Source organism: Lysinibacillus sp. NPDC056185 (assembly GCF_047737915.1).
Classification (GTDB): domain Bacteria; phylum Bacillota; class Bacilli; order Bacillales_A; family Planococcaceae; genus Lysinibacillus.
The window spans coordinates 1-24,174 of sequence record NZ_JBLLLQ010000001.1 but is presented as its reverse complement, the minus strand read 5'-3'; the positions used below and the strand labels follow the sequence as shown (position 1 = coordinate 24,174).

Sequence of the window (24,174 nt, the reverse complement as noted above, 5' to 3'; positions counted from 1 at the left end):
ATTTAAAGAAAGGGGGGAATTTACAATGTCGATTATCGCATCTTCTATTTTGAGTTTTAGTTTATTAACTTCCCCTGTGGCTTCTGAAGATTTTTCAGAACCAATTGACGATTCTGTTGAAGGACCGGAAATTACATTGTCTGATGATTCCTTTTTAACAGCTGAGGGTTTAAGCGTTAGAGCATCAAGTGGAAAAGGGCATCTTGAAGGGAGTAATCCTTTTGGTTTAAAGCCTAGAACAATTGCTTCTACTACTGTGAATAGTGGTACAGCTGTAACAGTTAAAGCCAAAGTTGATAGTAACAATAATGGTACAAGCACTAGCACGTCAGGATGGCACACTTTATCAAATACTAATAAGATTTCTACATCCAAGCTAGTAGCTTTAACTGAGAAAACTACTTTCTTTGGATATCATCAAATTAAAAAATATAAAAGTAGTGATTGGGAAAAAGCACAAACACAAGTTTCATTTTAATTAAATTATAAAGTACAGAATAGTCTGTACTTTTTAGGAGATGCTTTTATGAAAAAATATCCATTCAAAAGTAGAAAAAGCATATTCTTCTTCTCGTTTATAATTTTATTACTTGCAGGGTATATAGGGTTTATTCTTTTTGGAGATGAAAGTATAAAAGAAGAAACACGAGAAAATTTCAAAGTTTCCAGTTTACCTCAAGAGGATTTGTCTTTAGGTGCTGGATATGGCATGGGGGTGAATAGTTTAATAATTGATCAGGAAAGTCAAGAGAATGGTCAAATATTAATGAAAAATCCACAGGATTTATTAGAAGTAAATTTTAAAAATAGAGGAAATAGTGGTAAATATATATTGAAAGTATTTTATGACTTTAAAGAAACTAAGTTTTCTGTTGAAAAAGATCATTACGCTAGTTCCTATGTGTTTGATTTAGAAACTGGTAAATCAATAGATATTATTTTTTCTTTAGATCAAAATTTAAACAAAGATAATAAAATCCATAAATTAATTGTTGCAATTTATGCATCACCTGAAAAAAATGCTAAAACAATTAAAGCTATGACTAATTCGTATGGAATGACATTACCATATACAATTTATTTTGAAGGAAACAAAAAATACAATATGCAAAAAACATTGACTAAAGAATATCAACAGCCTTTAGATAAACTTGATTTACAGTTTCAAGGGTTGATGATTAATAATGATTTCAAAAAATCAAAAGAAGTATTATTCCCTCCATATTCTATTAAAGCAAAAAAAGGAGAATATTTAAAACTAGCATATTATTCAGGGAAATATGATATAGATATACAAGATTATTTGATTATTTCTATGATTGATTGGAAGCAAGTTAAGATGAATAATGATGATTATTTATTGTTAGAAAATGATTCAGAAAAAGTAGATTATGGAACTTTTTCTGTAAAAGTACCTAATGAAGAAGGTTTATATGAATATTCAGCAATCATTATTCCAAACTCTACTAATGTAATGGACGAAATGAGTTTCTCTCCATTAGACACAGCTTATAGATTTACGATAGAGGTAGAATAAATCACGATAAAATATATAAGGACTTTCTTGAAGAAGTTATTTATTTTTTCATTTGCACGGAGTTAATGCCTATACAATGTGAGATTGGAATAAAGACTGGGCGACTCCTTGGGGATCAGCAATAGAGGAACGAAGGCTAAAAACATCACGTCCAGTGATAACGCCTTCGTGATCAACATCCTGCTGTTGCTGCCGCTCCGCTTTCGCACAAAAAACATCTTGTTGCTGCCGCTCCGCTTTCGCACAAAAAACATCTTGTTGCTGCCGCTCCGCTTTCGCACAAGTTGCCACGATGCCCCCAGGAAAGCGCCCAGTCACGGATGTCGATAAAATTCAGAAGTTGGGTGATAAAACGCAAAAGTTAGTCGATAAATTTAAAAAGTTGGGTGATAAAATGCAAAAGTTAGTAGATAAATCTAAAAAGTTGGGTGATAAAACGTGAAAGTGTAAAGTAGGATGACGTTTTGTTAAAACGTCTGTCATGGGGATAGTTGATTGGAGTGAAGACTTGCCTCCTCAGGAAATCACCTCCAATCTTACAAAAGATGCATACTTTATTAACATTAAATTCATTACAACATGAAGGAATAAGCCTAAAATTTAAAGGTTCTTCCTTTTTTTTGCTTTTGATACTTGCAAAGTTAAAAGTCATAGTGTAATATTTGGCTAGTACACTATGACACGAGGTGTTTATTTTGAAAAATTTTGTAGGGCTATTGAAAAAGGAATGGGTGCTCTATAGGGCATGGTTATTCGGTGGGATTTTTATTGGGATCATGCTGTCAATGGTAGTTCCATATTTAATTAGGCGTTTTAGTGATGAATTTACGATGGAAAACCAGCTGCCATTTTTCTTCTCGATATTAGTACTTATGTTAGGTGGTTTTTTTTCGGTATTACAATATCTAGTTAGTATCCGTAATGACTTAAGGACCAAAGAGATCTGGCTGCATTCAACTAGTTCCATTGCACAGCTTGTAGGTGTGAAAATTGTATTCTCCTTAATAGGATACGCTATCTTCAATTTTATCTTTGTGAGTATAGCTATTTACAATGTTAAAGATGGGATTATAGGCAACTTCGCCCAAATACTTTTATTGCTTATATTTACCGTGGCAATTATTGTTATTTTCCAATTGATGATGTTTGTGATAGTGCTACTATTTTTTGCATTTAATCTCCAAATGAAACACTTTATTGGTAACTTTTCCGTAGTTATCACTATGTTTACCTTTTTCTTCAGTTTGAATTTATGGTTAGAATTTACAAAAAGTGAGTTATATGATAATATTTTCCATCGTATGGGTATTTCATTAACGGGTCTGGAACAATTTTTCCCGAAGTCACCAACAATGAATTTAAGTTTGAGCACAATGTATATCGTAGATGAAGTAGCAACTTTTATTTTGGTAGCAATCCTATTTTTCATAGCGACAAAGTGGCTTGAAAAGGTGGTTTTACGATGACAATCGACTTTTCACGTGATAAGCCCATTTATAGTCAGCTAGTAGATAGGATATGTGGGGACATTTTGAAAGGGAAGCTAGTGCTAGGGGATCGACTTCCTTCGGTACGAGAATATGCAGTGGAAACAGGTGTTAATGTAAATACTGTGCAACGGGTGTATAAGGAGTTAGAAGCGATGAATATAACGGAAACTAAACGAGGTCAAGGTACATTTATTACAACTAATGAAGAGCGAATTGCGCTTTTACGCGAAGAAATGAAAACTCAATTAGCAGATCACTTTTTAACTTCCATTGAAGCACTTGGATTTTCAAAAGAAGAGATGCTCGTTGTTTTACAAAATAAATCGTGAGGTGAAATAAATGCTACAGTTATCGAATGTTTCTTTTCGTTATATGAAAAAGCCTATTTTACAAGATGTGTCTTTTTCCTTTCCTGTTGGACAAATCATAGGGCTTGTTGGAGAAAATGGTAGTGGTAAGTCGACGCTATTAAAAGTGTTGGCAGGTTTATTACGTCCATCAAGTGGTGAAGTATTGCTAAACGGAACGCCTGTTACACGCAGAAGTGCTGACAAAATTGCATATTTAACAGATATTGATTTGTTTTTTGATTTTTACACAGGTGAGCAGCTTTTTCAGCATTATGCTTCTCAATTCGAAGATTTTTCGTACGAAAAGGCATGTATTGTTGCGGAGTTTTTACAGGTTGATAAAAGTGTGAAACTACGGCAATTATCAAAGGGGAACCGTGGTCGAATGAAAATGGCCGCAACTCTTGGGCGAGAAGTACCCTATTATTTAATGGATGAGCCATTTTCTGGTCTTGATCCTATTGTTCGTGAACAGCTCATTAAAGGGTTAATTCAATTTACAGATATTGAACACCAAACAATATTATTATCAACGCATGAATTATATGAGGTAGAGCCTATTTTAGATCAAATCATTTTATTGCAAAATGGTTCGATTATTGCACATGAGGAAGTAGAAACGATTCGAGATGTCTCGAATAAGGATGCTGTGCAATGGATGAAGGCGTATTATAAGAAAGGGTGAAATTAATGACAACACAACCAATTGTTCAATTGCAAAATATATCAAAAACCATTCGTGGTAAGCAATTGATTCAGCAATTGAATATCGATTTATATCCAGGTCAAATTACTGGATTTTTAGGACCGAATGGAGCAGGGAAAACGACGACAATTCGTATGATGACAGGGCTTATGCATCCAACTGAGGGGAATGTCATTATTGATGGTCTTTCTCTAAAGGACAATTATGAAGAAGCGATTAGTAAGGTCGGCGTAATTGTAGAAAATCCGGAAATGTATAAATTTATGACGGGCTATAAAAACTTGCTGCACTTTGCACGTATGCATAAAAACGTTACAAAAGAGCGTATTGAAGAGGTCATTAAACAAGTTGGTCTTGAAAAGCGCATTCATGAAAAGGTGTCAACGTATTCGTTAGGAATGCGTCAGCGTTTAGGACTTGCACAGGCACTACTTCATCGACCGAAGTTTTTAATTTTAGATGAACCAACAAATGGTCTGGATCCAGCAGGTATCCGCGAATTTCGTATGTATTTGCGTAAAATTGCGGCGGAGGATGGAGTATCTGTTTTTGTTTCCAGTCATTTATTATCCGAAATTGAGTTAATGTGTGATCGAGTAGCTGTCATACAAAATGGCAAACTTATCGATATTCGTGATATTAACGTTGAAACTTCTTCGTTTTATTATATTGAAGCTACACCAAATGATCAGGCTGCAGCACTTCTACAAAAACTTGATTACAACTTTGTTGCAGAAAATAATGGTTATGTAGTGGAAATAAAGAAAGAGGATATACCGAAACTCATTTCACAATTTGTTAATGAAGGAATTCAATTATTTGCCGTCCAACCACATCAAAAAACGTTAGAGGATCAATTCCTAGAAATGACAGGAGGTGGCCAAATTGCTGAAGCTAATTCAAAATGAATGGATGAAATTATGGCATAAAAAGGGTACTTGGGTAATGGTCGCGCTATTAATCCTCTTTATTATTGGCCCTGGTATTATGATGAAATACTATGAAACAAAAACGACAGAGGATATAACGTGGCAGGAAAGTGAACAGAAGGCTATTAATAATAATAAAGAGATGATGAAAGAAGACGGTTTATCGGTAGAGGATAAAAAACGCTTCGAGGAGCAAATTGCTATTTCTGAGTATCGAATAGCAAACGATGTGCCGTCTCAAGAAAATCTAAGCGTAGCAAGCTTTATGTCATTTACAGGTAGCATGCTGACTTTAGTGACATTATTTACAGTTATTACTGCAGCAAGTATTGTATCTAGTGAATTCTCTACTGGTACGATTAAAATGCTATTAACACGTCCGGTTTCGCGAGCAAAAATATTAACTTCAAAATTACTTACAACTTTCATATTCGGACTCTTATTGTTTGTTGTCAATGTAGTAGTAAGTGCTCTTGTTGGACTGATACTATTTGGCGGTTCAACTGGTGTTGAGCTAGAAATGGTCAATGGTCAGGTTGTTGAAAAAGCAGTATGGAATGACTTAGCCTACCACTATTTACTTTCTGGCGGAGACTTTGTCATGTCAATATTGTTCGCTTTCTTAGTGGGCTCAGTTTTCCGTTCAAGCTCTTTAGCGATTGGCTTAACGATGTTCTTATCTTTTACAGGTGGAATGATTGTGATGTTCCTAAGCAGATTTGAAATCGTTAAATATATTTGGCTAACACATTCAGACTTAACACAGTATGAAAAAGGCTATTTTATAGTAGATGATATGACAATGCCATTTTCACTCACAATTCTTGCGATTTACGCTGTAATTTTCCTTGTGATCAGCTATATGTCCTTTACGAAACGCGATGTAACTGCATAAAAAGGCGTTAGCTGTTTCATGAACTGCACCTCAATTGTTAGAGATATAGCTAACAATTGGAGGTGCTTTTTTTGTCTGGATGAGACAATTATAGTTGTTATATGTATTGGATGACCATATATAACTTTATCCAAATAAAACAGATACATAGAGATAAGAGGTTGAATATGAGGGATAAATAACGAAAATTCTGAAAATTGGTTGTTTTTTTCTAGATAAAGAATATAATAGATAGTACAATGATTGGTATAGACAACTATACCTAGGGAGAGGCGAAAAATTGTTAGCTTTCTTACAAAAAATCGGTAGGTCGTCAATGTTTCCAATCCTGACGAAGCCTTTTCATCAGGTATAATGGGGACGGGTTTTGGCATTCATCCGACAGATGGTACGGTATATGCACTGTTTGATGGAAGAGTAGTCATGATTTTTCCAACGAAGCATGCTACTGGCTTAAAATCCGATACAGGTGAAGAAATTTAATTCATGTTGGTTTAGATACTGCCAAGCTAAACGGTAATGATAGTTTCAGAGGGGCAATTAATTCAAAGTGGTGATCCTTTATTAAAAGTAGACTTTAAGAACGTTAAAGACAATGTACCTTCTATCGTCACACCAATTGTATTCACAAGTTTAATTGGACGAGAAGTTACACTTGAAAAATCCGGTTTCCAACGAGCTGGTTCTAATAATATGATTTCTATTAAGAAGTAATAAACAAGATGAAAGTGTGGGAAAGCTTGAGTCTCATGTTTTTCCCACAGGAATCTAGCAACTCTGGTAAGATGAGCTACAAGTATAGGTGTTTTAACGAAATTGAGTAAAGGGGATAGTGAGTTGAAATTAGAACGTTATTCTTCTAGAAATGATTTATACGCTCGTGCAGTAGATATTATAACGAATGTAAAAAATGACGGTGCTATAACGTTCGGTCTAGCTACAGGTGGTACAATGGAACCGCTTTATTCTAAAATCTGTGAGACTGAGGTTGATTTTTCCGATTGTATTAGCTTTAATTTAGACGAATATGTTGGATTAAGTGCTAAACATGAACAAAGCTATGCATATTATATGGATACACATTTATTTCGTCATAAACCATTTAAAGAATCCTATTTACCGAATGGTTTAGCTGATAATCCTACAGAGGAAGCTGCACTCTATGAATTGCTATTACAACAGAATCCATTAGATTTCCAATTGCTTGGTATCGGACAAAATGGCCATATTGGTTTCAATGAACCTGGAACGCCATTTGATTCATTGACACATCTTATAACGCTTGAACAATCAACCCGCCAAGCAAATGCACGCTTCTTTGATTCAATCGATGGAGTTCCAACACAAGCTATAACGATGGGGATTCAATCCATTATGCACGCAAAATGCATTTTGTTAATCGCAGTTGGAGAAGCAAAACGGGATGTATTACAACGTGTACTTGCTTCTGAATATACTGAAGAGGTGCCAGCAAGTGTTTTAACAAAGCATCCAAATGTTGTGATTTTAACAGATTTACAAGAGTAGGGAACAGGTCCTCATACGTCCGACTAGTCAGCTACTAGTAGACGAGGTAATAAGCAGTTGAAGATACAAGAGATTGTAGCTTCAACTGCTTTTTTTTATTTCTGTAAGTGTTTTGTAGAAAAGGTTTCAAGACGTAAATAGAATTCGATATAATGAATAAAAAAACTAGAGAGGCATGTTTATGGAAACAGAATGGTTACGAACTTTTATAGTTGCTGCGAAAACAGAGAATTTTCGTGAGACGGCAGAACAACGTTTTATAACACAATCAACTGTATCGAAGCATATTCTACATCTAGAAAAAGAACTACAAACAACACTTTTTGAACGACAAGGGAAGAATGTGAAATTAAATCATATCGGTGTTCACTTCCTTCAACACGCTGAGAAAATGATGGCAACGATTGATGAAGGATTACAAAATACTAGATCCTTTTTGAATGGTTATACGTCCCAGTTAACGATTGGTGTTTCACCACAAATTGCTAATTCTACATTGCCTGCAATCATTCATACATTTCAACAGCAAAACCCTGCTATTCAATTAACGATCGAACTGTTAAAGTCCAATGAAATCGGAGAAGCGGTATATGCAGGCAAAGTAGATATCGGTTTATCAAAATTAACATCGACACGTGACATCCACACAGTCCTTCTCGCCCAGGAACCACTTCATTTGATTGCTCCGATATCAAAAAAGGCGACAGATGCACAGACTCTATTACAGCAAGAAACTATATTAACACATGAATATGCACCTTATTGGCAGGACATACAACAAGTACTACAACAATTCCAAAGCTATAAAAGTATGAATATTAATCAAACAGAGGTTATTAAAAACTTTGTTAAGCAAGGATTAGGGATTGCCTTTTTACCAAAGAGTGTAATTGAGGCTGAATCTCATCAGCAATTGCTTCATAGCTATTCGTTAAAGGAATGCGCCCATATTGTTTCGAATACCTATTTTTTAACGAAATATGTAACTGCGGATATTGAGGCGTTTTTAGCAGTCTGTCATCTGATTTACAAAGACGTTATTAGTGATTAATATGAGAGCTAGAGAGTAGATGTTCTTTCATTAAAGGGCAATTAGATTGAGTAATAGTATGAATGAAGCGCTTTTACTGTTTTTATTGTTTATAATATTTTTGAATCTCTTATACAAAGTTGGTGTAATTGAAAAATGAAAGTGTTACTTGTAGATGATGAAGAAAAGATTACTGAGGTATTGTCATCTTATTTTGAAAAAAACGGAGATCATACATATATTGCGCATACAGGAGAATCCGCAATTCAAGTGATCGATCAAGTACCTCTTGATATGATTATTTTAGATTTAATGTTGCCGGATATGGACGGAGAGGATATTTGCCAATATGTAAAATCAAATTACGATATTCCTGTGATTATGCTTACAGCAAAAATCTCTATTGATGATAAGATAATTGGATTTGAAATGGGTGCAGATGACTATGTAGTTAAACCATTTCATCCTAAAGAAATATTAATAAGAGCTGAAAGGTTGTTACCTAGTTCACATAAAAAACAAATTATTATTTTAGGACAGTTGGAATTCCATAAAGATGAGAGAAAAGTATTTGTAAATCATCAAAGTATTCAGCTCACGCCACATGAATTTAGCATTTTACTATTACTGGCTGAAAATCCTAAAAAGGTTTTTAGCAGGGATGATATCATTCTAAAAATATATAGTTTTGATTTGAACATAAATCCACGTATTGTGGATCAACATATTAAAAATATTCGTAAAAAAATGAAGGAAGAGTACATCCAGACTGTTTTTGGTTTGGGATACAGAATAAATGAAAAGGTTATAAATCAATGAAATTTCATATAAAAATTGCCTTAATTATAGCTATCTTTTCTACAAGCATACTTTTATTCATCACAGGGATATTACTTTATAAAGGTCATGAACATTTGATGATGCTTCATATTACAGATTCTAAAGAATTAATTCACCACTTTGACATGGCATTAAGGGAAACAGCAATGTGGTCATTAGGCCTTTTGCTTATTTTTATAGTAATTTCTAGTTTGTTAATTGCAAAAACATTAACGAAGCCTATCCAAGAACTGAATCACTTTGCGTTAAGACTAGTGCGTGGAGACCGTCACTTAAATATCAGCTATACGATTAATGATCAAATTGGTCAATTAGGTAAATCACTGATGAAACTAGATGAAACGTTAAACGCTTATGAACTCCGTCGTAAAGAAATGACACAGGATCTTGCGCATGAAATTCGTAATCCATTAGCCTCGATTAAAAGCTACTTGAGTGCATTTGAAGATGGGATTTGGACAGCTACTCCAGATCGTTTGAAAGCATGTGTTGAGGAAATTGATAGGCTAACTCTTCTTGTTGGAGAATTGGATACATTAAATGATATTAATAATCCTACATTTAAGGTCATGATGAAAGAGCAACCGATTGCTAATGTAATCGAAAAGTCTGTTATTATGTTGGCAAGTGAATTACTTGAAAAAGAAATACAAGTAGAATTGGATTTAGACAAAACAATCAATGCAAAGGTAGATGCCTTGAGATTGAATCAAATTCTACACAATATTATAAAAAATGCAATGTACCATGTTCAAAAAGATGGCATGATATTAATCAAATTATTTAAAGAAAGTGACGATTATATAATACTTGTACATGATAATGGAATTGGTATGGATGAAGAAATAAGTAAAAAAATCTTTGAACGAAATTACCGAGTGGAAAATCGATATACTGGCAATGGTATTGGTATGACAATTACCAAAAAACTAGTGGAAGCACATAATGGTACAATTTCAGTCAAAAGTGAGAAAAATATAGGAACAACATTTTGTATACAAATGCCGTTTTCTACATAATTCCTACACAACTGTTCTATATACTTTAGGTGAAAGGAATGGTTGATATGAGGAAAATAGCATTAGCAGCAAGTATTATTGCGAGTTTGGGCATACTTGGGGCTTGTAGCCAAGGGAATAGTAACGATATGAAGGATATGGATCATTCCTCTATGAAGATGGAGGATATGGAACACTCTTCAAAAGATATGAAAGACATGGATCATGACAAGATGAAGGGCCATGAGAGTCATAGCAATGTAGTAAGTTTAAACAATTCGACAGGAGTAAATGATTTAAAAGTCCCTGCTGAACTTAAAAGTAATAAAAAGGATGAAGTTGTATACACAGTTAGGGCACAAAAAGGAAAAACAGAAATATTCGATGGTGTTCAAACAAATACGTATGGGTATAACGGATCGTTTCTCGGACCGATGATTCGTCTTGAAAAAGGTGAAACTGTAAAGATTAGAACTATCAATGAACTTGATGAGAATACAACTTTTCATTGGCATGGACTAGAAGTGTCAGGGGAAAAAGATGGTGGGCCTCAAAGCATTCTGAAACCTGGAGAAGAAAAAATTCTCGAATTTAAAGTGAATCAGGAAGCAGCAACGCTATGGTTCCATCCCCATCCACATGGAAAAACAGCTGAGCAGGTATATAACGGGCTTGCAGGCTTAGTTTATATTGAAGATGATCATTCAAAAAGTCTTGGATTGCCAAATGATTATGGAAAGAACGATTTCCCTTTGATTTTCCAAGATAGAATATTTGATGATAAGAAGCAATTGAATTATAGCGCTACAATGAACACAGACGGAACGATTGGAGATACATTATTAATTAATGGAACGCTCAATCCTAAATTGACTGTAAACAAAGAGAAAGTGCGCCTTCGTTTATTAAATGGATCTAATGCGAGAAATTATACCTTTAAATTGAATACAGAGGATTCATTTTTTCAAATCGCAACAGATGGTGGTCTCTTGAATGAACCGGTTTCTTTAAAAGAGATTACACTAACGCCATCCGAAAGGGCAGAAATCGTAGTTGACTTTTCAAAAATGAAGGACGTTAAAGACCTAGCTTTAATAAATGAGGATGGTTCTGTCCTTTTACCATTTGTAGTTACTGATCAAAGTGGAAAGACGAGTATGCTCCCTAAAAAATTAAATGATTTATCATTAGAAGGTAAAGAAGTAGATCTACCTGTTACAAAAAAAGTGGAACTCTTTGGAATGATGGACATGGTCACGATAAACGGAAAGAAATTTGATCCGGAAAGAATTGATTTTACCCAAAAACAAGGTGTTACTGAGGTATGGGAAATTTATAATAAACCGGATATGATGGGCGGCATGATTCATCCATTCCATATTCATGGAGCACAATTTAAAGTACTCTCTCGTGATGAGAAAAAGCCACCTGAAAATGAACAAGGATGGAAGGACACAATCTCCGTAAAACCAGATGAGACAGTAAAAATAGCTGTACAATTTAAACATAAGGGCATCTACATGTTCCATTGTCATATTTTAGAGCATGAGGATAATGGAATGATGGGTCAAATTCAGGTGGATTAATGCTTATTTGTGTTTTGATTAAAATCCTGTGTTAATTTTTTGATACAGGATTTTTCTTTTATGTTCTTGTAGTGAAAAGCTATTTTTTTACGAGCGGATATTGAGGCAATTTAAACAGTTTGTCATCTGATATACAAAGAAACAGTAAATAACTTGAGGTACTAAATCTGTAATCGTACTTTATTAAAAAATAGAAGGTGTTTTTAGATGTATAGTTTAATGTCCAAAATAAGCCAATTCATTAGTGACCCTATTACAGTATTTTTGAACTCCTATGAACATTCTCCTTTCATTGTTGCGATTCTTCTTGGTTTAATAGGCGCTTTAGCACCTTGTCAATTAACGGGGAATATAAGTGCAATCACTTTTTATGGAAATCGGACATTTCAAACGAAAAATAATTGGCAAGAAATTGTATTTTTTATTCTAGGGAAAGTTGTTGTATTTAGTTTAATAGGTTTCTTCGCCTGGCTTTTCGGTCAGTCCTTTGAAACTGAGATGACTAAGTATTTTCCTATTTTTCGCAAAGCAATTGGTCCAATCATGTTCCTAACAGGGCTCGTGCTAATTGGAATTTTAAAATTGAAATTTCTAAATCAAATTCCTAAGTACATTCCGGCAGTTATAAAAGAGGGGAAATTGGGCTCCTTTCTGATGGGGGCTAGTTTTTCAATAGCCTTTTGCCCTACGATGTTTGTGCTATTTTTCGTGTGGTTAATGCCAACAGTCGTAACCTCTTCGTATGGGGTAGTTTTACCGGCCATTTTTGGAATAGCAACTTCTGTACCACTACTAGTGATGCTGGGGCTTATTCATTTTTTTGACGCAAAAAGATTCATTATGCGTACAAGCATGAAAATGGGACGAGTGATTCAAATTGTAGCGGGTGTTATTCTGATTATTATAGGGGTAGCAGATGCGATTACATACTGGGGATTGTATTAAAGAGGAAGAAGCGCCTTTGCCCCTAAACGCTACAGAGCATTTAAACATCGAAATTGGAGTTGCATTCCATATTTTATCTAAAGGAGGGAATACATGATTGAACAATTATTGAAAGAGATACCTTTGCTAAAAGATTATCGAGAGTTGAAGAGAATTAATAAGGGGTTTTCTTCAGATGAAAAGTATTTCATTTCTCTTAAAAATAGTGATGAAAAATATATGATAAGATTTTTTCCAATTAATCAATTTGAAGATAGAGAAAAGGAGTTTGCAATATTAAAAACAATTGAGACTCATACAAATAAAGCGATAAAAGCGATTGAGATTGGGAAAATTCAAGGTCGAGGTTATATAGTAACCACTTATATTGATGGGAATGATGTTGAAGCTGAATTGTTAGTATTAACAGAAAAAGAGCAATATCAATTAGGTTTTGAAGCAGGGCAAGAGCTTTTGAATCTACATAAGATACAAGCACCTAAACATATAGAATCATGGTATGAACGAAAAAGTCTAAAGCATAAAAAATATGTAGAGGCATATCTAGCATGCCCAATAAAAATTGATCAAGATGAAAAAATCCTACAATTTATAGATAATCATATGTTGTTGATGGAAAATCGCCCTAATATATTTCAGCATGATGACTATCACCCAAGTAATTTAATTGCACAGGAAGGGAAATTAAACGGAATTATTGATTTTGGGAGATTTGATTGGGGTGATCCGATTCATGAATTTTTGAAAATCGGTATTTTCACACGAAATATTAGCGTTCCTTTTTCCATTGGTCAAATAAAAGGTTATTTTAATGGTGAAGAGCCAAGTGATGAATTTTGGACTTTGTATAGCCTATATTTAGCCATGTGTGTATTTTCAACAGTTGTATGGACATTAAAAACAATACCAGATGATATGGATAATATGCGAAATAAAATTAGTATTTTACTAGATGATCATCAGTATTTTAGTAATGTAAAACCAAATTGGTATACATAAAACACAGACAAAATCTAAAAATAAGGCTGTTTTCTTAAAGATTGTTGTTATTTAACAAACTTACAGGATAGTTGTATAAGATAGGTCCTTTTAATTGCTAAATTAATGGTATTATAAGGGTGCTAAAATGCAATGGGGTGAGATTATGGATGAACGAAAAAGACTAATGCAGCAAAAAATAAAAGTTGTCAAACAAAAAAATCAGAGAACTAATCTAATGAATTTATTTCCAAAACATATTTCAAGTGTTATAGAAAAAAGCGAGTTGATTACGTCTCCAGAATTAGAAAGAATTCTAAATAAAGTTCACGAGAAATGGAATTATGAATTACATAAAGTGGATTTTGCGATTAAATATAGTGATTTCAGAAAAGAATTTAGTTGGGAACAAGAGGTTATTCATTATGTACAAGGAATTGATATTGAAAATAAATTAGTGTACTTGTTATTTGGTATAGGTGATTGTCCAATATTTCTTGTTGACGGAAAATGGGCATTAATGAACTTTAGCATTCTATGGGAACATATCAACAATGATGATATATGGATTATTAGTCAAGATTTTAGCTATGGTGTTCTAGTTTCTCGTTATCCAGGCTATTTAGAACACGATCCAAATCCCAAAGAAATAATATACGCAATTACAAAATGGGGTTATTAATCAAAAGGCCTTATTCAACTAATGGGGTCTTTATGTATTAATAGCAACAATCTATACAAAAACTGCCAAAAATAAAGACTGAAACCTATCTAAAAAGTGTTACAAGAAAGGGGAGTGTTGTAAAAACATAATAGGGATATCATCTTTAAATATTTTCGCATCCCTCCGTTTAATTAAACCATCTTTTACCCTTCATTACACAGGAGTTAAGCGGAATTTTTTGATTTTATTAATGGTAACGTGCTTTTATGTATAATAGAACAGATACTGAAACATATACAGAAAGAGTGAAAAAAATGATTAGTGCAACATTATTATTTATCCTCGCAGGAATTGGCGAAATAGGGGGCGGCTATTTAATTTGGCTTTGGTTAAGAGAAGGTAAACCATTTTATTGGGGAATTATAGGCGGGATTGTGTTGGCTTTATATGGAGTTGTCGCTACTTTTCAGTCCTTCCCAACCTTTGGAAGGGTCTACGCTGCCTATGGAGGTGTCTTTATCGTCCTATCTATTTTATGGGGATGGGGAATCGACGGGAAAAAGCCTGACATCTTGGATTTCGTTGGAGCAGGCATTTGTTTGATTGGTGTTTTGGTGATTTTAATACCTCGTTCATGATAGATAGTATGTTTTTATAACCTTCACAATCATGATTGTGAAGGGTTTTTTATTTTAAATTAAAAATTTAATTTAAAAAAATAAAAATTTTTGTAACGAATCTTCTTTAAAATCTATATATAAGTATCCAACCGTTAAAAGTAGAGAGAGGAGGGAGGAAAGTGGAGGATTTAAGTGAAATATACAAATCTTATGCAGATGAAGTAAAACGGTTTCTTATTTGTTTAACAACTAATGTCGATTTAGCTGAGGAACTAACGCAAGAAACTTTTTATCAAGCTGTAAAGTCAATTGACCGATACAACGGTGAATGTAAGATGTCTGTTTGGCTATGCCAAATTGCAAAGCATACATACTATAACCATTTAAAAAAGGAAAAACGTTATAGCCATAGTAGTGTAGAACAAATGATGGAAATGGGGTTGGATGTTCCATCTAATTCGGAATTACCAGACGTGGGGCTTGCCAATCGTACTACATTTATTTCATTACATAGAGAAATTCATCAATTAAAAGAACCGTATCGTGAAATATTTTTACTTAGAACTTCCATCAATCTTAGTTTCAAGGAAATTGGAGAAATATTCGATAAAAGTGAGAACTGGGCAAGGGTAACGTATTATCGAGCTAAATTAAAATTAGTAGAAAGGGTCCGAGGTGATCATGATGAATTGTAATATTATAAAGGATTTATTACCCTCATATATTGATGGAATTTGTAGTGAAGATACTACTAAAGTTGTCGAGGAACATTTACATCATTGTAAAGAGTGTCGATTGTATCTAGAAGTGATGGAGCAGCCAACAAATGATATTCTGCCAGAAGAAGTTATAATCGCAAAAGCACCATTTAAAAGAATAAATAAAAAGCGTCGTATGCAAGTTTTAATTTCCATTTTGATTACTTTTATTATTACAATTATAGGCTCTTTTGTTGTTCAAGAAGTGGGAGCTGTAAATCAAATCTTTTTTCCGATGAGTACTGCTACTGTAAATTTAACGGATGATAAGGAAGAGTGGAATACCTTATATTTTAATGACGAAAATTATTTAATGTTCGATAGTATTTTTTGGGACAAGGAAGTCGTTAATCATGCAAATAGTAATGGTAATGTAATTCTAAGAATCAAAGATGTAGATGGACATGTTGTGGTTGATGAAATTGAGATATCACCAGGAAAAAGCATGAAATTGGAGGGACTAAAGAATAATATAAAATATTCTTTTGAAATTAAGGCTAAAAAAGGTCAATTTTTCATTAATGTAGTTTAAAATATGTTCTTTTTGTTTACTTAAATTACTGGATATAACCAAGGTTTATTCCTGGATTTAATCAAAAAGTACAAAAAGAAGGATTTTAAGAACTTGAAATCGAATATCTTATAGTAATCCCAGAAATGTTTGGAGGTCGCAATTTTGCTACTTTATTTTTGAGATATATCATCCACCTAAAAATTTAAAGAAAATTTAGGAGCTGATATATGATGATATACAAAAATTCTCTTGATGGAATTTCTTCTGAAATGTTGAATGGCTTTTTTGTAGATTGGCCGAATCCACCTAATCCACAAACTCACTTAAAGCTGTTAACAAACAGTAGTAAGGTGGTCATTGCTTTAGATGATTATACGAATCAAGTAGTTGGATTTATAACAGCGATTAGTGATGGAGTTCTATCTGCTTACATTCCGTTCCTTGAAGTTTTGCCAGAGTATAAAAATAAAGGTATTGGCAAGGAATTAGTCAAACAAATGTTAAAGGAACTTGATGATATCTATATGGTTGATTTGTGTTGTGATGATGACTTAGTTCCTTATTATGAGAAGTTAGGTATGATAAAATCAAACGGGATGCTCGTTAGAAATTACGAAATGCAGTCTGGAATTAAATAAACATAAAGAAAAACGCTTGGATATTTCCAAGCGTTTTTACGTGCTTCGTTACTCATCAAAGCTTTCTGTGATTAATGGCTGTTATTTTTTTATTGCAACAAAGCGTAATCGGCAATAATCAGCAACCCATTGATGATTCTGATAAAATTTTGGCTTTAATAATTCATCACATTTCTCATAAATCTGTTCTTTTTCAGTTTCTGATAAATGTTTTAGCATATTATTACTGAACATCACTAGCCAATTACGTAACCCATCCTCGCCTTGAAGCGGTGTTGGGCGCTCATATAGCGTAATCATTTCAACTGTAAATCCAGCGCCTTCCAACTTCGCCTGATATTCTTCTAAAGTTGGAAAATACCAAGGGAAATATTCCTCAATATAAGATAGTTTTAATTCCTCCATACTTTTTTGCAGTGCCCACACAATTGAAGCAATATTGCCGTGTCCTCCCATTTCAGCAACGAAACGCCCACCTTGGTTCAGTGCATTGTAAATATTTTGAATGACTTCATCTGGCTGTTTCATCCAATGTAATGCAGCATTTGAAAAGACTGCATCAAATTGATCTGTCATGTGAAGTGCGGTAGCATCCATTGTGTGAAAAGTAATGTTTGGGTATTTTTGCTGTGCGGCGATAATCATGTCATGAGAAGCATCTATCCCTTGAACATTGGCACCAAGAGCTGCAATTTCATGGGCTAAATCACCTGTGCCACAACCCATATCTAAAATTTCTTCATTTTTTTGTGGTGCAAGCAGATCTACTAAACTCCCTCCAAATTTTGAAACAAAGTCATGCTTTTGATCATACAAATTGGCATTCCATTTTGTTGTCATTGTCTCTCATCTCCTTTCTTTGAGCTTACCAGAGAGTTTAATTGAACAGAAATGCGTAAAATGATCAGTTTTGATTCCACATTGGAATATAAGAGGGATTAACGCTGTAATAATACGATACCGCCTTCTGACTAATACTCGTTAACTCAATTAGTTCATTGAAAGCTCCAACCAGAATGTAATCAACCTCACGCTATGCTGATAGCCAATATTTTTTATTAATTCGCACACTTTATTGTGTTACTAAGATAATGTTGTTTTTTTGTCAACGTTTTTCGGATAAATAGGCACCATTTGTCAATACGAGTAATATGATATAAAAAAATAAGGGATGTGGTACGGTGAATTGGTTAATCATTTTGGCTTTTACTTTTTCTTCTAGCATTGACAATTTGGGTGTCGGTCTTTCTTACGGAATTCGTAAGATAAATGTTAGATTTGATAAAAATATTTTAATCTCGGTTATTTGTTTTCTTATGAGTATGGGAGGCATTTCATTTGGTGTATGGATGTCAAAAATTCTTCCAGGTATGCTTCCTGTGATCATTGGAGCGTTATTATTATTTATCATCGGAATTCGGATAATTCTGTTGGCTAAACCGCGGAAACAAGAGACTTCAATAGTGGATAGTAACAATGAAATGCAGTCCAATAATGTTCAAGGTATTTTAAGAAATCCCGAGGAAGCTCATTTCAATAAGTCTGGGGAAATTGGATGGGGAGAAGCTGTACTTCTCGGTATTGCCTTATCGGCGAATGCACTTACGAATGGGGTAGGTGCAGGTTTACTCGGTCTTTCGCCGCTTGTCATCTCGATACTTGCTGCAATTGGGAGTTTTATTACTGTTTGGTTAGGTGTCAGTTTAGGAAGTAAAGTAGCAGATGTTCGGATCGGCACATTTACTGTAGGTCAATTTGGAACAATTATTAGTGGAGTAATGTTGTTAATAATTGCTTTTGCAGCATTCTTTTAACTTCTTTAGTGGACGCAATTATGTGTCGAGACTTAAATGGTTTATATGTTGACAAAATGTCAACGTAATTATACACTTCTTGAGAATGATAATTTAACATATTTCAGAGGGTGTTCAAACATTTGTACTTGTCGCTACGCTTTTGGTACAAAAGACATCCGCTGAAATAGAGGAACTCAGTTCTAAAAACGCCACGTCCTGTGGCATTTATTTACAAAGCCTCCGGTGGATGTCACGGAATTATGCCGAGGTATAATTGATTTATTAGACGACTGCTTTAAGTCACGTTAGTCACCGTAAGAAGGGAGAATCGAAAATGGCTGAACAGAGTAACAGTAATACTCTAGGTTTATTACTGAGACAGTTATTGAAAGAACGTTCATTATCTATGCGGAAGTTTAGTGAACTCACTGGAATCGATACAGCTACGATCTCACGGATAATAAATGATAAGAGAAAAGCGACACCACAACATTTAGAAAAATTTGCTGACTGCCTTGAAGTTCCTTTAATCAATCTTTTTGAAGCAGCAGGATACCCGATTGAACAGAAACAAGAAGATTCAGATTCAGATGATATTCATACGTCTGTTGATGCAATACAAGCTCTTCTTAAGTCTTCAAATGTTTACGATAATGAATTTTCGGTGTCCAATGTTGAACAGAAACTTGAAAGCTATGGATTATATGCGCAAACAGAAGAAGGTAAAAATACGATTCTTAAGGATTTTGACGAAAAAATTAAGAGTGTAGGAAGCATTGGCCCTTTTATAAACCAATTAAAAGAGTTATATGGAAAATTCACATCGGGGAAAGGAACACTTTTTGAACTAACTTTAATTGGAAGTACATTATTATATTTTATTATTCCAGTAGATGTAATACCGGATTATTTATTTCCTATTGGTTATTTAGATGATGCAATAGCTGTACAGCTTACTACAAAGGCGTTACTAAATAGAATAACTTAGATTTTAACTTCTTATAGCGGGTGCGCAAACATCCGCTGAAAGAAGTAAAAGCCTCCGGACGCAATGATACCGTGGCATAATTGAAATGATAGGTGGATTGATTTATGAGAAGAAGCAAAAAGAGCCGTAAATGGCTAAGGAATTTGTTCTTAGCATTCGCATTAGTAATCGTAGCAGGGATTATTTATGGGGTTTACCAATACAATAGTGGATTGGCTATGGCAGACGACAGTCATATAAACGATAACGAAAAGGCGTTTGATCCATTTGAAGGTGCGGATGTGCAATTTGGTCAGATTAATGTGCTATTAATAGGCAGTGACGCTAGAGATGAGGATGGTAGATCAGATAGTTTAATGATTGCACACTATGATCAAACGACAAATGATGTCAAACTTGTTTCGATTATGAGGGATACGTATGTCGACATCCCAGATTACGGAATGAATAAAATAAATGCTGCTTTTGCTTTAGGAGGTCCTGAACTTGTAAGGAAAACAATTAAGCAAAATTTTGATATTGATGTAAATTACTACGCTCTCGTGGATTTTAAAGGATTCCCTAAAATTATAGATCTTTTAGCACCTGATGGGATAGAGGTTGATATTCCTTATGAAATGTCTCATGGAATTGGTATGACATTACATCCAGGGGAACAAGTTTTACATGGTAACGAGTTATTAGGTTATGTTCGATTCCGCCATGATCGTTTAAGTGATTTCGGGCGAGTGGAACGCCAGCAAGAGGTTTTAGGTAAGGTGAAAGAACAAATCGGTGTTTCAAGCTTAATGAATTTGCCAAAAATACTTGGCGTTGCAGATTCCTACATTGATACAAATGTTGATAATAAAACAATCCTTACAATTGCAAAAGGGATAGTAAATGGAAAATCTAAAGGTATTGACACTTTACGAATTCCTGTTGCAGATGCTTATGAAGACAAACGTGTCGATGTAGGTGACGTTTTGGATATTGACTTTGATAAGAACAAACAAGCATTAGAAGACTTTTTATCATCAAAGGACAATGGGAAAAATGACTAAGAGACTTGATGAGACAAAAGATAACAATATAATTAACTAGTCAGCAGGGCAAAAATTAGAGTATGTTTTGAAAAATTATTTCAAAACATACTCTTTTGTTATTTTATGGTTTAATTGAGGTTCTTATATCTTGTAGTTAAAGTAAAGAAAGGTTATTTAGCAATAGGAATAACAGTTAATTTCATTTTTTGATTATCTGGATTTAATTCATATTGTTCCCCAGACTTTGTAGTAATTGTTGCTGCTTCGCCTGTATACTTTTCATCCATATAAGCGAAGATAAAATTCTCAGTTTCAATAGAAATCATTTCACCAGCTTTACCTTCGACAAAATGTTGTAAACTGTATCCAGCTGTACTATATGTAAAAACAGCAATGGTTGGTGAATCATGGACCTCTAAAGCAAAAACAGTTAATCCATCTCCGTTAAACCAAAAATCTTTTTTTGTAATGAGAGGTATTTTTTTATCGAGTGTATATTCTTCAAAAAGGTGAAATTCGATCACCTTCCATAGATTCTCTTGTGTAGGGTATTCCTCTTTTGTCCATGTAGAGACTTGCGTAACTTTTCCGTGTTTATCAACTCTAAGATCGACGCCAATTTGAGGTGTTTCCATTGCATGCACACTAAACTGACCAACTGTATAGCCAGGCTCAAAATGCTCAGGTGTTACCGAAAATTGTTGATTAGGATATGTTTGGTTCAAATAAGCTTCTAATTGAATATACCTTTCTGCATGAGTTTTGATTTTTAAAGTAGGATAGTAAGCAATATAGCTTATATAACTGATAATCAGCACAATAATAATAGCTAATACGCATTTTTTTCGTTTTCTAAAAATGAAAGCGATTAGTAAAATAATGATTAATAGAGCAAGAGCAATCACGCTAAAATAAATTGATTCAGCTGGTGTCAATTCTATACCCCCTCGAATAAAACCAGTTATTATTTTTAGCATAGCAGAAGAAAGTAAGATAAAACACATAAAGTCGTTAAATATCCATTTAAAGTCAAAATTATAGAGGGAGATAGAAAAAAGGTAGCTGACGAATTCATCAGCTACCAATCTTATTTTTCAAGCTTCGTTAATGTTTTACCACTCCAACCAAAGATAATCGTCAAAATTGGTCCGAGTAGACAGAAGAAGGTAAACGGCAGGTAAGTTGTTGTTGGTATATCTAGTACACTAGCAATGAAAATACCACAAACACTCCACGGAACAAGAGGATTGACTACAGTACCTGCGTCCTCCATAACACGGGATAAATTTTTAGGGGCAAGCCCTACCTTCTCAAATTGTGCTTTAAATGCTTCACCAGTAAGTAGGATAGATAAATATTGCTCACCAATTAATGTGTTAACACCAATCCCCGTAATAGCAGCTCCTGTAATGACAGAGCCAGCACTTTTAAAGAGGCTCTCTACCTTCGCTAAAATACTTTGAATAATGCCGAGAGTAAATAATAGACCACCCATTGTTAATGCTAATAAGACTAAGGCAATTGTAAATAGCATACTGTTCATACCACCACGACTTAGTAATGCATCCACGTCTTTATTCCCCGTAGTAGATACATAGCCTTCAAAAAGCATTTTAAAGACATTTGAGAGTGCAATCGGTTCTTGTATGTAGGCAAGTCCAACACCAAGAATTGAGACGACTGCGAGTGTGATAAGTGCAGGCGTTTTATAAAAAGTCATAATAACAAGAACAACAATTGGCAATAATGTATACCAATGAATAAGACCAGTTGACAGTAATCCATCTTTAAATTGCTCAACTGTTTCAAATGAAGTATTTTCACCTGTTGGCGATAATATGGCATATAGAACGAATGAGATTGCGAATGCTGGAATCGTTGTCCAGCCCATATTTTTAATATGCTCGAAAAGATCGACGCCAACCGTACCAGATGCAAGATTGGTTGTATCCGATAACGGAGACATTTTATCGCCAAAGAATGCTCCTGAAACAATCGCACCAGCCGTTATCGCTAAAGAGAGGTCCATTGCACCGGCAATTCCCATAAAGGCAACCCCAACAGTTGCTACAGTAGTTAAAGAACTACCAACAGAAACACCAACGATACTACAAATCAAAAATACGATTGCAAAGAAAAAGCTTGGTGTAACTGTTAAAAAGCCGTAGTAGATAAGTGTTGGAATTGTGCCACCCATCATCCAACTCGAAATTAAAATGCCAATAAAGAAGAAAATAAAAACGGCCCCAAGTCCAGCACTTGCACCAGCAATCATACCAGTTTCAAGCTCACGAAAAGGAACTTTTTTTAGTAATCCATAGGCAATTAAAAGTGAAATGACAAGAAAAATAGGTATATGGGGTGTTGCTTTTAAATACCCAATACTGACTGCCATCGTGGCAATTATTAATATAATTATAGAGCTTGCCTCAATAAATCGAGGGTTACTCTTAGCTTCTATTCGAAACATGCTAATCCTCCTACTAGTTACTTCTTCGCTTCAACGCGGTGAAGCCTAAAAGAATTATAGCACGCTAATAAATTTTGTCAATTGGCTGATAAATTTCGCCGATGAAATCGATAGTATTTCTCCTTGGTGATTTTTTAAAACTGGACCTTAATGGCTCATCATCAAAAGTTGTGGATGACATTCATTAAAACGTATGCCTTGTATATTAGTTGATTGGAGTGGAGACTGGGCGACTCCTTGGGGATTAGCGTCACAGATGAGACCCTGCAGCCAAGCGAAGCGGCTCATCGGACGCCCCCAGGAAGCTTTGCTCTGTGCGAAAGCGAAGGGTCAGCAACAAAGCGCCCAGTTGGAACGGAAATCAACCACACTTTATGGTAATGATCCACCTTAATGAATACTGAAATAATCCCAGGCATTTTTGATAATTAATGTACAAGTCATGATGATAAAAATAGTACGCATCATTTTTGTCCCGCGTTTCAGCGCAAATTTTGAACCCATTATCGCACCGAAAATCATGACGAAGCCCATAGGTAGACCATATAAAAAATTAACCTTGCCTAAAAATAAAAACATAGCAAGCGCGGCTAAGTTCGATGTGAAATTAAACGCTTTTGCATTTCCCGCGGCCTGTAAGAAATCATTTCCCATCATTAATAAAAGGAAAATAAAAAAAGAACCAGTGCCAGGTCCAAAGAAACCATCGTAAAAGCCAACAGCAGCAAAAGCGCCAACAAAGGCAATTTTTTTAACAGTACTTAATGTCTGCTCTTCAGGTTTCTGACCCCAATCTTTTTTGAAAACCGTATAAGCTGTAACTAGTACGAGCATAACAAGCATTAGAGGCTTTAAAATAGCTGGCGATACGAGATGCACAGTATATGCAC

Annotated in this window: 28 protein-coding genes and 1 pseudogene; 24 read left to right on the top strand and 5 right to left on the bottom strand. The window is 34.5% G+C overall.

Annotated elements, in window-relative coordinates; genetic code table 11:
- Positions 1 to 25 precede the first annotated feature (25 nt).
- On the top strand, positions 26 to 478 hold the full coding sequence (locus ACMZ42_RS00145) for a hypothetical protein (RefSeq protein ID WP_415730146.1): 453 nt from the start codon (positions 26 to 28) through the stop codon (positions 476 to 478).
- Positions 479 to 526: 48 nt separating this feature from the next.
- Positions 527 to 1,537 carry a hypothetical protein gene (locus ACMZ42_RS00140; protein ID WP_415730145.1) on the top strand — a complete coding sequence of 337 codons (1,011 nt, stop codon included), beginning with the start codon at positions 527 to 529 and terminating at the stop codon, positions 1,535 to 1,537.
- 69 nt (positions 1,538 to 1,606) lie between these two features.
- Here ACMZ42_RS00140 and ACMZ42_RS00135 read toward each other — a convergent pair whose 3' ends face one another.
- The gene (locus tag ACMZ42_RS00135; protein WP_415730144.1) at positions 1,607 to 1,828 is read right to left on the bottom strand and encodes a hypothetical protein; all 222 of its coding nucleotides are present in this window, start codon (positions 1,826 to 1,828) and stop codon (positions 1,607 to 1,609) included.
- A gap of 404 nt (positions 1,829 to 2,232) precedes the next feature.
- On the opposite strand from ACMZ42_RS00135, the gene ACMZ42_RS00130 reads away from it, so the two are divergent.
- The 19 genes and pseudogenes from ACMZ42_RS00130 (at position 2,233) to ACMZ42_RS00040 (ending at position 17,005) form a co-directional block, all read left to right on the top strand.
- The gene (locus ACMZ42_RS00130) at positions 2,233 to 3,003 is read left to right on the top strand and encodes a hypothetical protein (RefSeq protein ID WP_415730143.1); all 771 of its coding nucleotides are present in this window, start codon (positions 2,233 to 2,235) and stop codon (positions 3,001 to 3,003) included.
- Positions 3,000 to 3,356: a GntR family transcriptional regulator gene (locus ACMZ42_RS00125; RefSeq protein WP_415730142.1), complete on the top strand. Its 357-nt coding sequence runs from the start codon at positions 3,000 to 3,002 to the stop codon at positions 3,354 to 3,356. The genes ACMZ42_RS00130 and ACMZ42_RS00125 overlap by 4 nt, the downstream gene beginning before the upstream one ends.
- A gap of 10 nt (positions 3,357 to 3,366) precedes the next feature.
- A complete protein-coding gene (locus ACMZ42_RS00120) occupies positions 3,367 to 4,062 on the top strand; it encodes an ATP-binding cassette domain-containing protein (RefSeq protein ID WP_415730141.1) in 696 nt (231 codons plus the stop codon).
- Positions 4,063 to 4,067: 5 nt separating this feature from the next.
- Positions 4,068 to 4,991, top strand: a complete 924-nt coding sequence (locus ACMZ42_RS00115; RefSeq protein ID WP_402869143.1) for an ABC transporter ATP-binding protein — start codon at positions 4,068 to 4,070, stop codon at positions 4,989 to 4,991.
- Positions 4,969 to 5,907 carry an ABC transporter permease gene (locus ACMZ42_RS00110; RefSeq protein ID WP_415730140.1) on the top strand — a complete coding sequence of 313 codons (939 nt, stop codon included), beginning with the start codon at positions 4,969 to 4,971 and terminating at the stop codon, positions 5,905 to 5,907. The genes ACMZ42_RS00115 and ACMZ42_RS00110 overlap by 23 nt, the downstream gene beginning before the upstream one ends.
- A 339-nt stretch (positions 5,908 to 6,246) precedes the next feature.
- A pseudogene (locus tag ACMZ42_RS00105) lies at positions 6,247 to 6,390 on the top strand (PTS glucose transporter subunit IIA); the annotation flags it as partial.
- A 36-nt stretch (positions 6,391 to 6,426) separates the two neighbouring features.
- A complete protein-coding gene (locus ACMZ42_RS00100) occupies positions 6,427 to 6,621 on the top strand; it encodes a hypothetical protein (RefSeq protein ID WP_415730139.1) in 195 nt (64 codons plus the stop codon).
- Between the two features lie 123 nt (positions 6,622 to 6,744).
- Positions 6,745 to 7,434 (top strand): glucosamine-6-phosphate deaminase, encoded by a 690-nt coding sequence (locus tag ACMZ42_RS00095; protein ID WP_415730138.1) that lies wholly within the window; start codon positions 6,745 to 6,747, stop codon positions 7,432 to 7,434.
- A gap of 181 nt (positions 7,435 to 7,615) precedes the next feature.
- On the top strand, positions 7,616 to 8,485 hold the full coding sequence (locus ACMZ42_RS00090; protein ID WP_415730137.1) for a LysR family transcriptional regulator: 870 nt from the start codon (positions 7,616 to 7,618) through the stop codon (positions 8,483 to 8,485).
- 135 nt (positions 8,486 to 8,620) lie between these two features.
- The gene (locus ACMZ42_RS00085; protein ID WP_415730136.1) at positions 8,621 to 9,283 is read left to right on the top strand and encodes a response regulator transcription factor; all 663 of its coding nucleotides are present in this window, start codon (positions 8,621 to 8,623) and stop codon (positions 9,281 to 9,283) included.
- Entirely contained in the window at positions 9,280 to 10,323 is a 1,044-nt protein-coding gene (locus ACMZ42_RS00080; protein WP_402869150.1) for a sensor histidine kinase, read from the top strand. Before ACMZ42_RS00085 ends, ACMZ42_RS00080 begins: the two co-directional genes overlap by 4 nt.
- Positions 10,324 to 10,370: 47 nt before the next feature.
- Positions 10,371 to 11,888: a multicopper oxidase family protein gene (locus ACMZ42_RS00075; protein ID WP_415730135.1), complete on the top strand. Its 1,518-nt coding sequence runs from the start codon at positions 10,371 to 10,373 to the stop codon at positions 11,886 to 11,888.
- A gap of 207 nt (positions 11,889 to 12,095) precedes the next feature.
- The gene (locus ACMZ42_RS00070) at positions 12,096 to 12,833 is read left to right on the top strand and encodes a sulfite exporter TauE/SafE family protein (protein ID WP_402869154.1); all 738 of its coding nucleotides are present in this window, start codon (positions 12,096 to 12,098) and stop codon (positions 12,831 to 12,833) included.
- A 93-nt stretch (positions 12,834 to 12,926) separates the two neighbouring features.
- Positions 12,927 to 13,832, top strand: coding sequence for an aminoglycoside phosphotransferase family protein (locus ACMZ42_RS00065; protein WP_415730134.1), 906 nt, complete (start codon positions 12,927 to 12,929; stop codon positions 13,830 to 13,832).
- A gap of 145 nt (positions 13,833 to 13,977) precedes the next feature.
- The gene (locus ACMZ42_RS00060) at positions 13,978 to 14,493 is read left to right on the top strand and encodes a hypothetical protein (protein ID WP_415730133.1); all 516 of its coding nucleotides are present in this window, start codon (positions 13,978 to 13,980) and stop codon (positions 14,491 to 14,493) included.
- 296 nt (positions 14,494 to 14,789) lie between these two features.
- Positions 14,790 to 15,113 carry a YnfA family protein gene (locus ACMZ42_RS00055; RefSeq protein WP_415730419.1) on the top strand — a complete coding sequence of 108 codons (324 nt, stop codon included), beginning with the start codon at positions 14,790 to 14,792 and terminating at the stop codon, positions 15,111 to 15,113.
- A 161-nt stretch (positions 15,114 to 15,274) separates the two neighbouring features.
- Positions 15,275 to 15,790, top strand: coding sequence for an RNA polymerase sigma factor (locus ACMZ42_RS00050; RefSeq protein WP_415730132.1), 516 nt, complete (start codon positions 15,275 to 15,277; stop codon positions 15,788 to 15,790).
- Positions 15,780 to 16,385, top strand: coding sequence for a zf-HC2 domain-containing protein (locus tag ACMZ42_RS00045; RefSeq protein ID WP_415730131.1), 606 nt, complete (start codon positions 15,780 to 15,782; stop codon positions 16,383 to 16,385). The genes ACMZ42_RS00050 and ACMZ42_RS00045 overlap by 11 nt, the downstream gene beginning before the upstream one ends.
- Before the next feature lie 212 nt (positions 16,386 to 16,597).
- Positions 16,598 to 17,005, top strand: coding sequence for a GNAT family N-acetyltransferase (locus ACMZ42_RS00040; RefSeq protein WP_415730418.1), 408 nt, complete (start codon positions 16,598 to 16,600; stop codon positions 17,003 to 17,005).
- A gap of 81 nt (positions 17,006 to 17,086) precedes the next feature.
- On the opposite strand, the gene ACMZ42_RS00035 is transcribed toward ACMZ42_RS00040, so the two are convergent.
- A complete protein-coding gene (locus tag ACMZ42_RS00035; protein ID WP_415730130.1) occupies positions 17,087 to 17,845 on the bottom strand; it encodes a class I SAM-dependent methyltransferase in 759 nt (252 codons plus the stop codon).
- 341 nt (positions 17,846 to 18,186) lie between these two features.
- On the opposite strand from ACMZ42_RS00035, the gene ytaF reads away from it, so the two are divergent.
- The 3 genes from ytaF (at position 18,187) to ACMZ42_RS00020 (ending at position 20,832) form a co-directional block, all read left to right on the top strand.
- A complete protein-coding gene (gene ytaF / locus ACMZ42_RS00030; RefSeq protein WP_370082316.1) occupies positions 18,187 to 18,819 on the top strand; it encodes a sporulation membrane protein YtaF in 633 nt (210 codons plus the stop codon).
- Positions 18,820 to 19,135: 316 nt separating this feature from the next.
- The gene (locus tag ACMZ42_RS00025) at positions 19,136 to 19,789 is read left to right on the top strand and encodes a DUF1232 domain-containing protein (protein ID WP_415730129.1); all 654 of its coding nucleotides are present in this window, start codon (positions 19,136 to 19,138) and stop codon (positions 19,787 to 19,789) included.
- Positions 19,790 to 19,893: 104 nt separating this feature from the next.
- Entirely contained in the window at positions 19,894 to 20,832 is a 939-nt protein-coding gene (locus tag ACMZ42_RS00020) for an LCP family protein (protein WP_370082320.1), read from the top strand.
- A 152-nt stretch (positions 20,833 to 20,984) separates the two neighbouring features.
- Here the strand turns inward: ACMZ42_RS00020 and ACMZ42_RS00015 are convergent, their stop codons facing one another.
- The 3 genes from ACMZ42_RS00015 to ACMZ42_RS00005 form a co-directional block, all read right to left on the bottom strand.
- Complete coding sequence (locus tag ACMZ42_RS00015; protein WP_415730128.1) at positions 20,985 to 21,749, bottom strand: hypothetical protein; 765 nt, start codon at positions 21,747 to 21,749, stop codon at positions 20,985 to 20,987.
- 152 nt (positions 21,750 to 21,901) lie between these two features.
- Entirely contained in the window at positions 21,902 to 23,284 is a 1,383-nt protein-coding gene (gene nhaC, locus ACMZ42_RS00010; RefSeq protein ID WP_415730127.1) for a Na+/H+ antiporter NhaC, read from the bottom strand.
- A 390-nt stretch (positions 23,285 to 23,674) separates the two neighbouring features.
- The coding region (locus ACMZ42_RS00005) for a sulfite exporter TauE/SafE family protein (RefSeq protein ID WP_415730126.1) at positions 23,675 to 24,174 on the bottom strand (500 nt) is incomplete at its 5' end.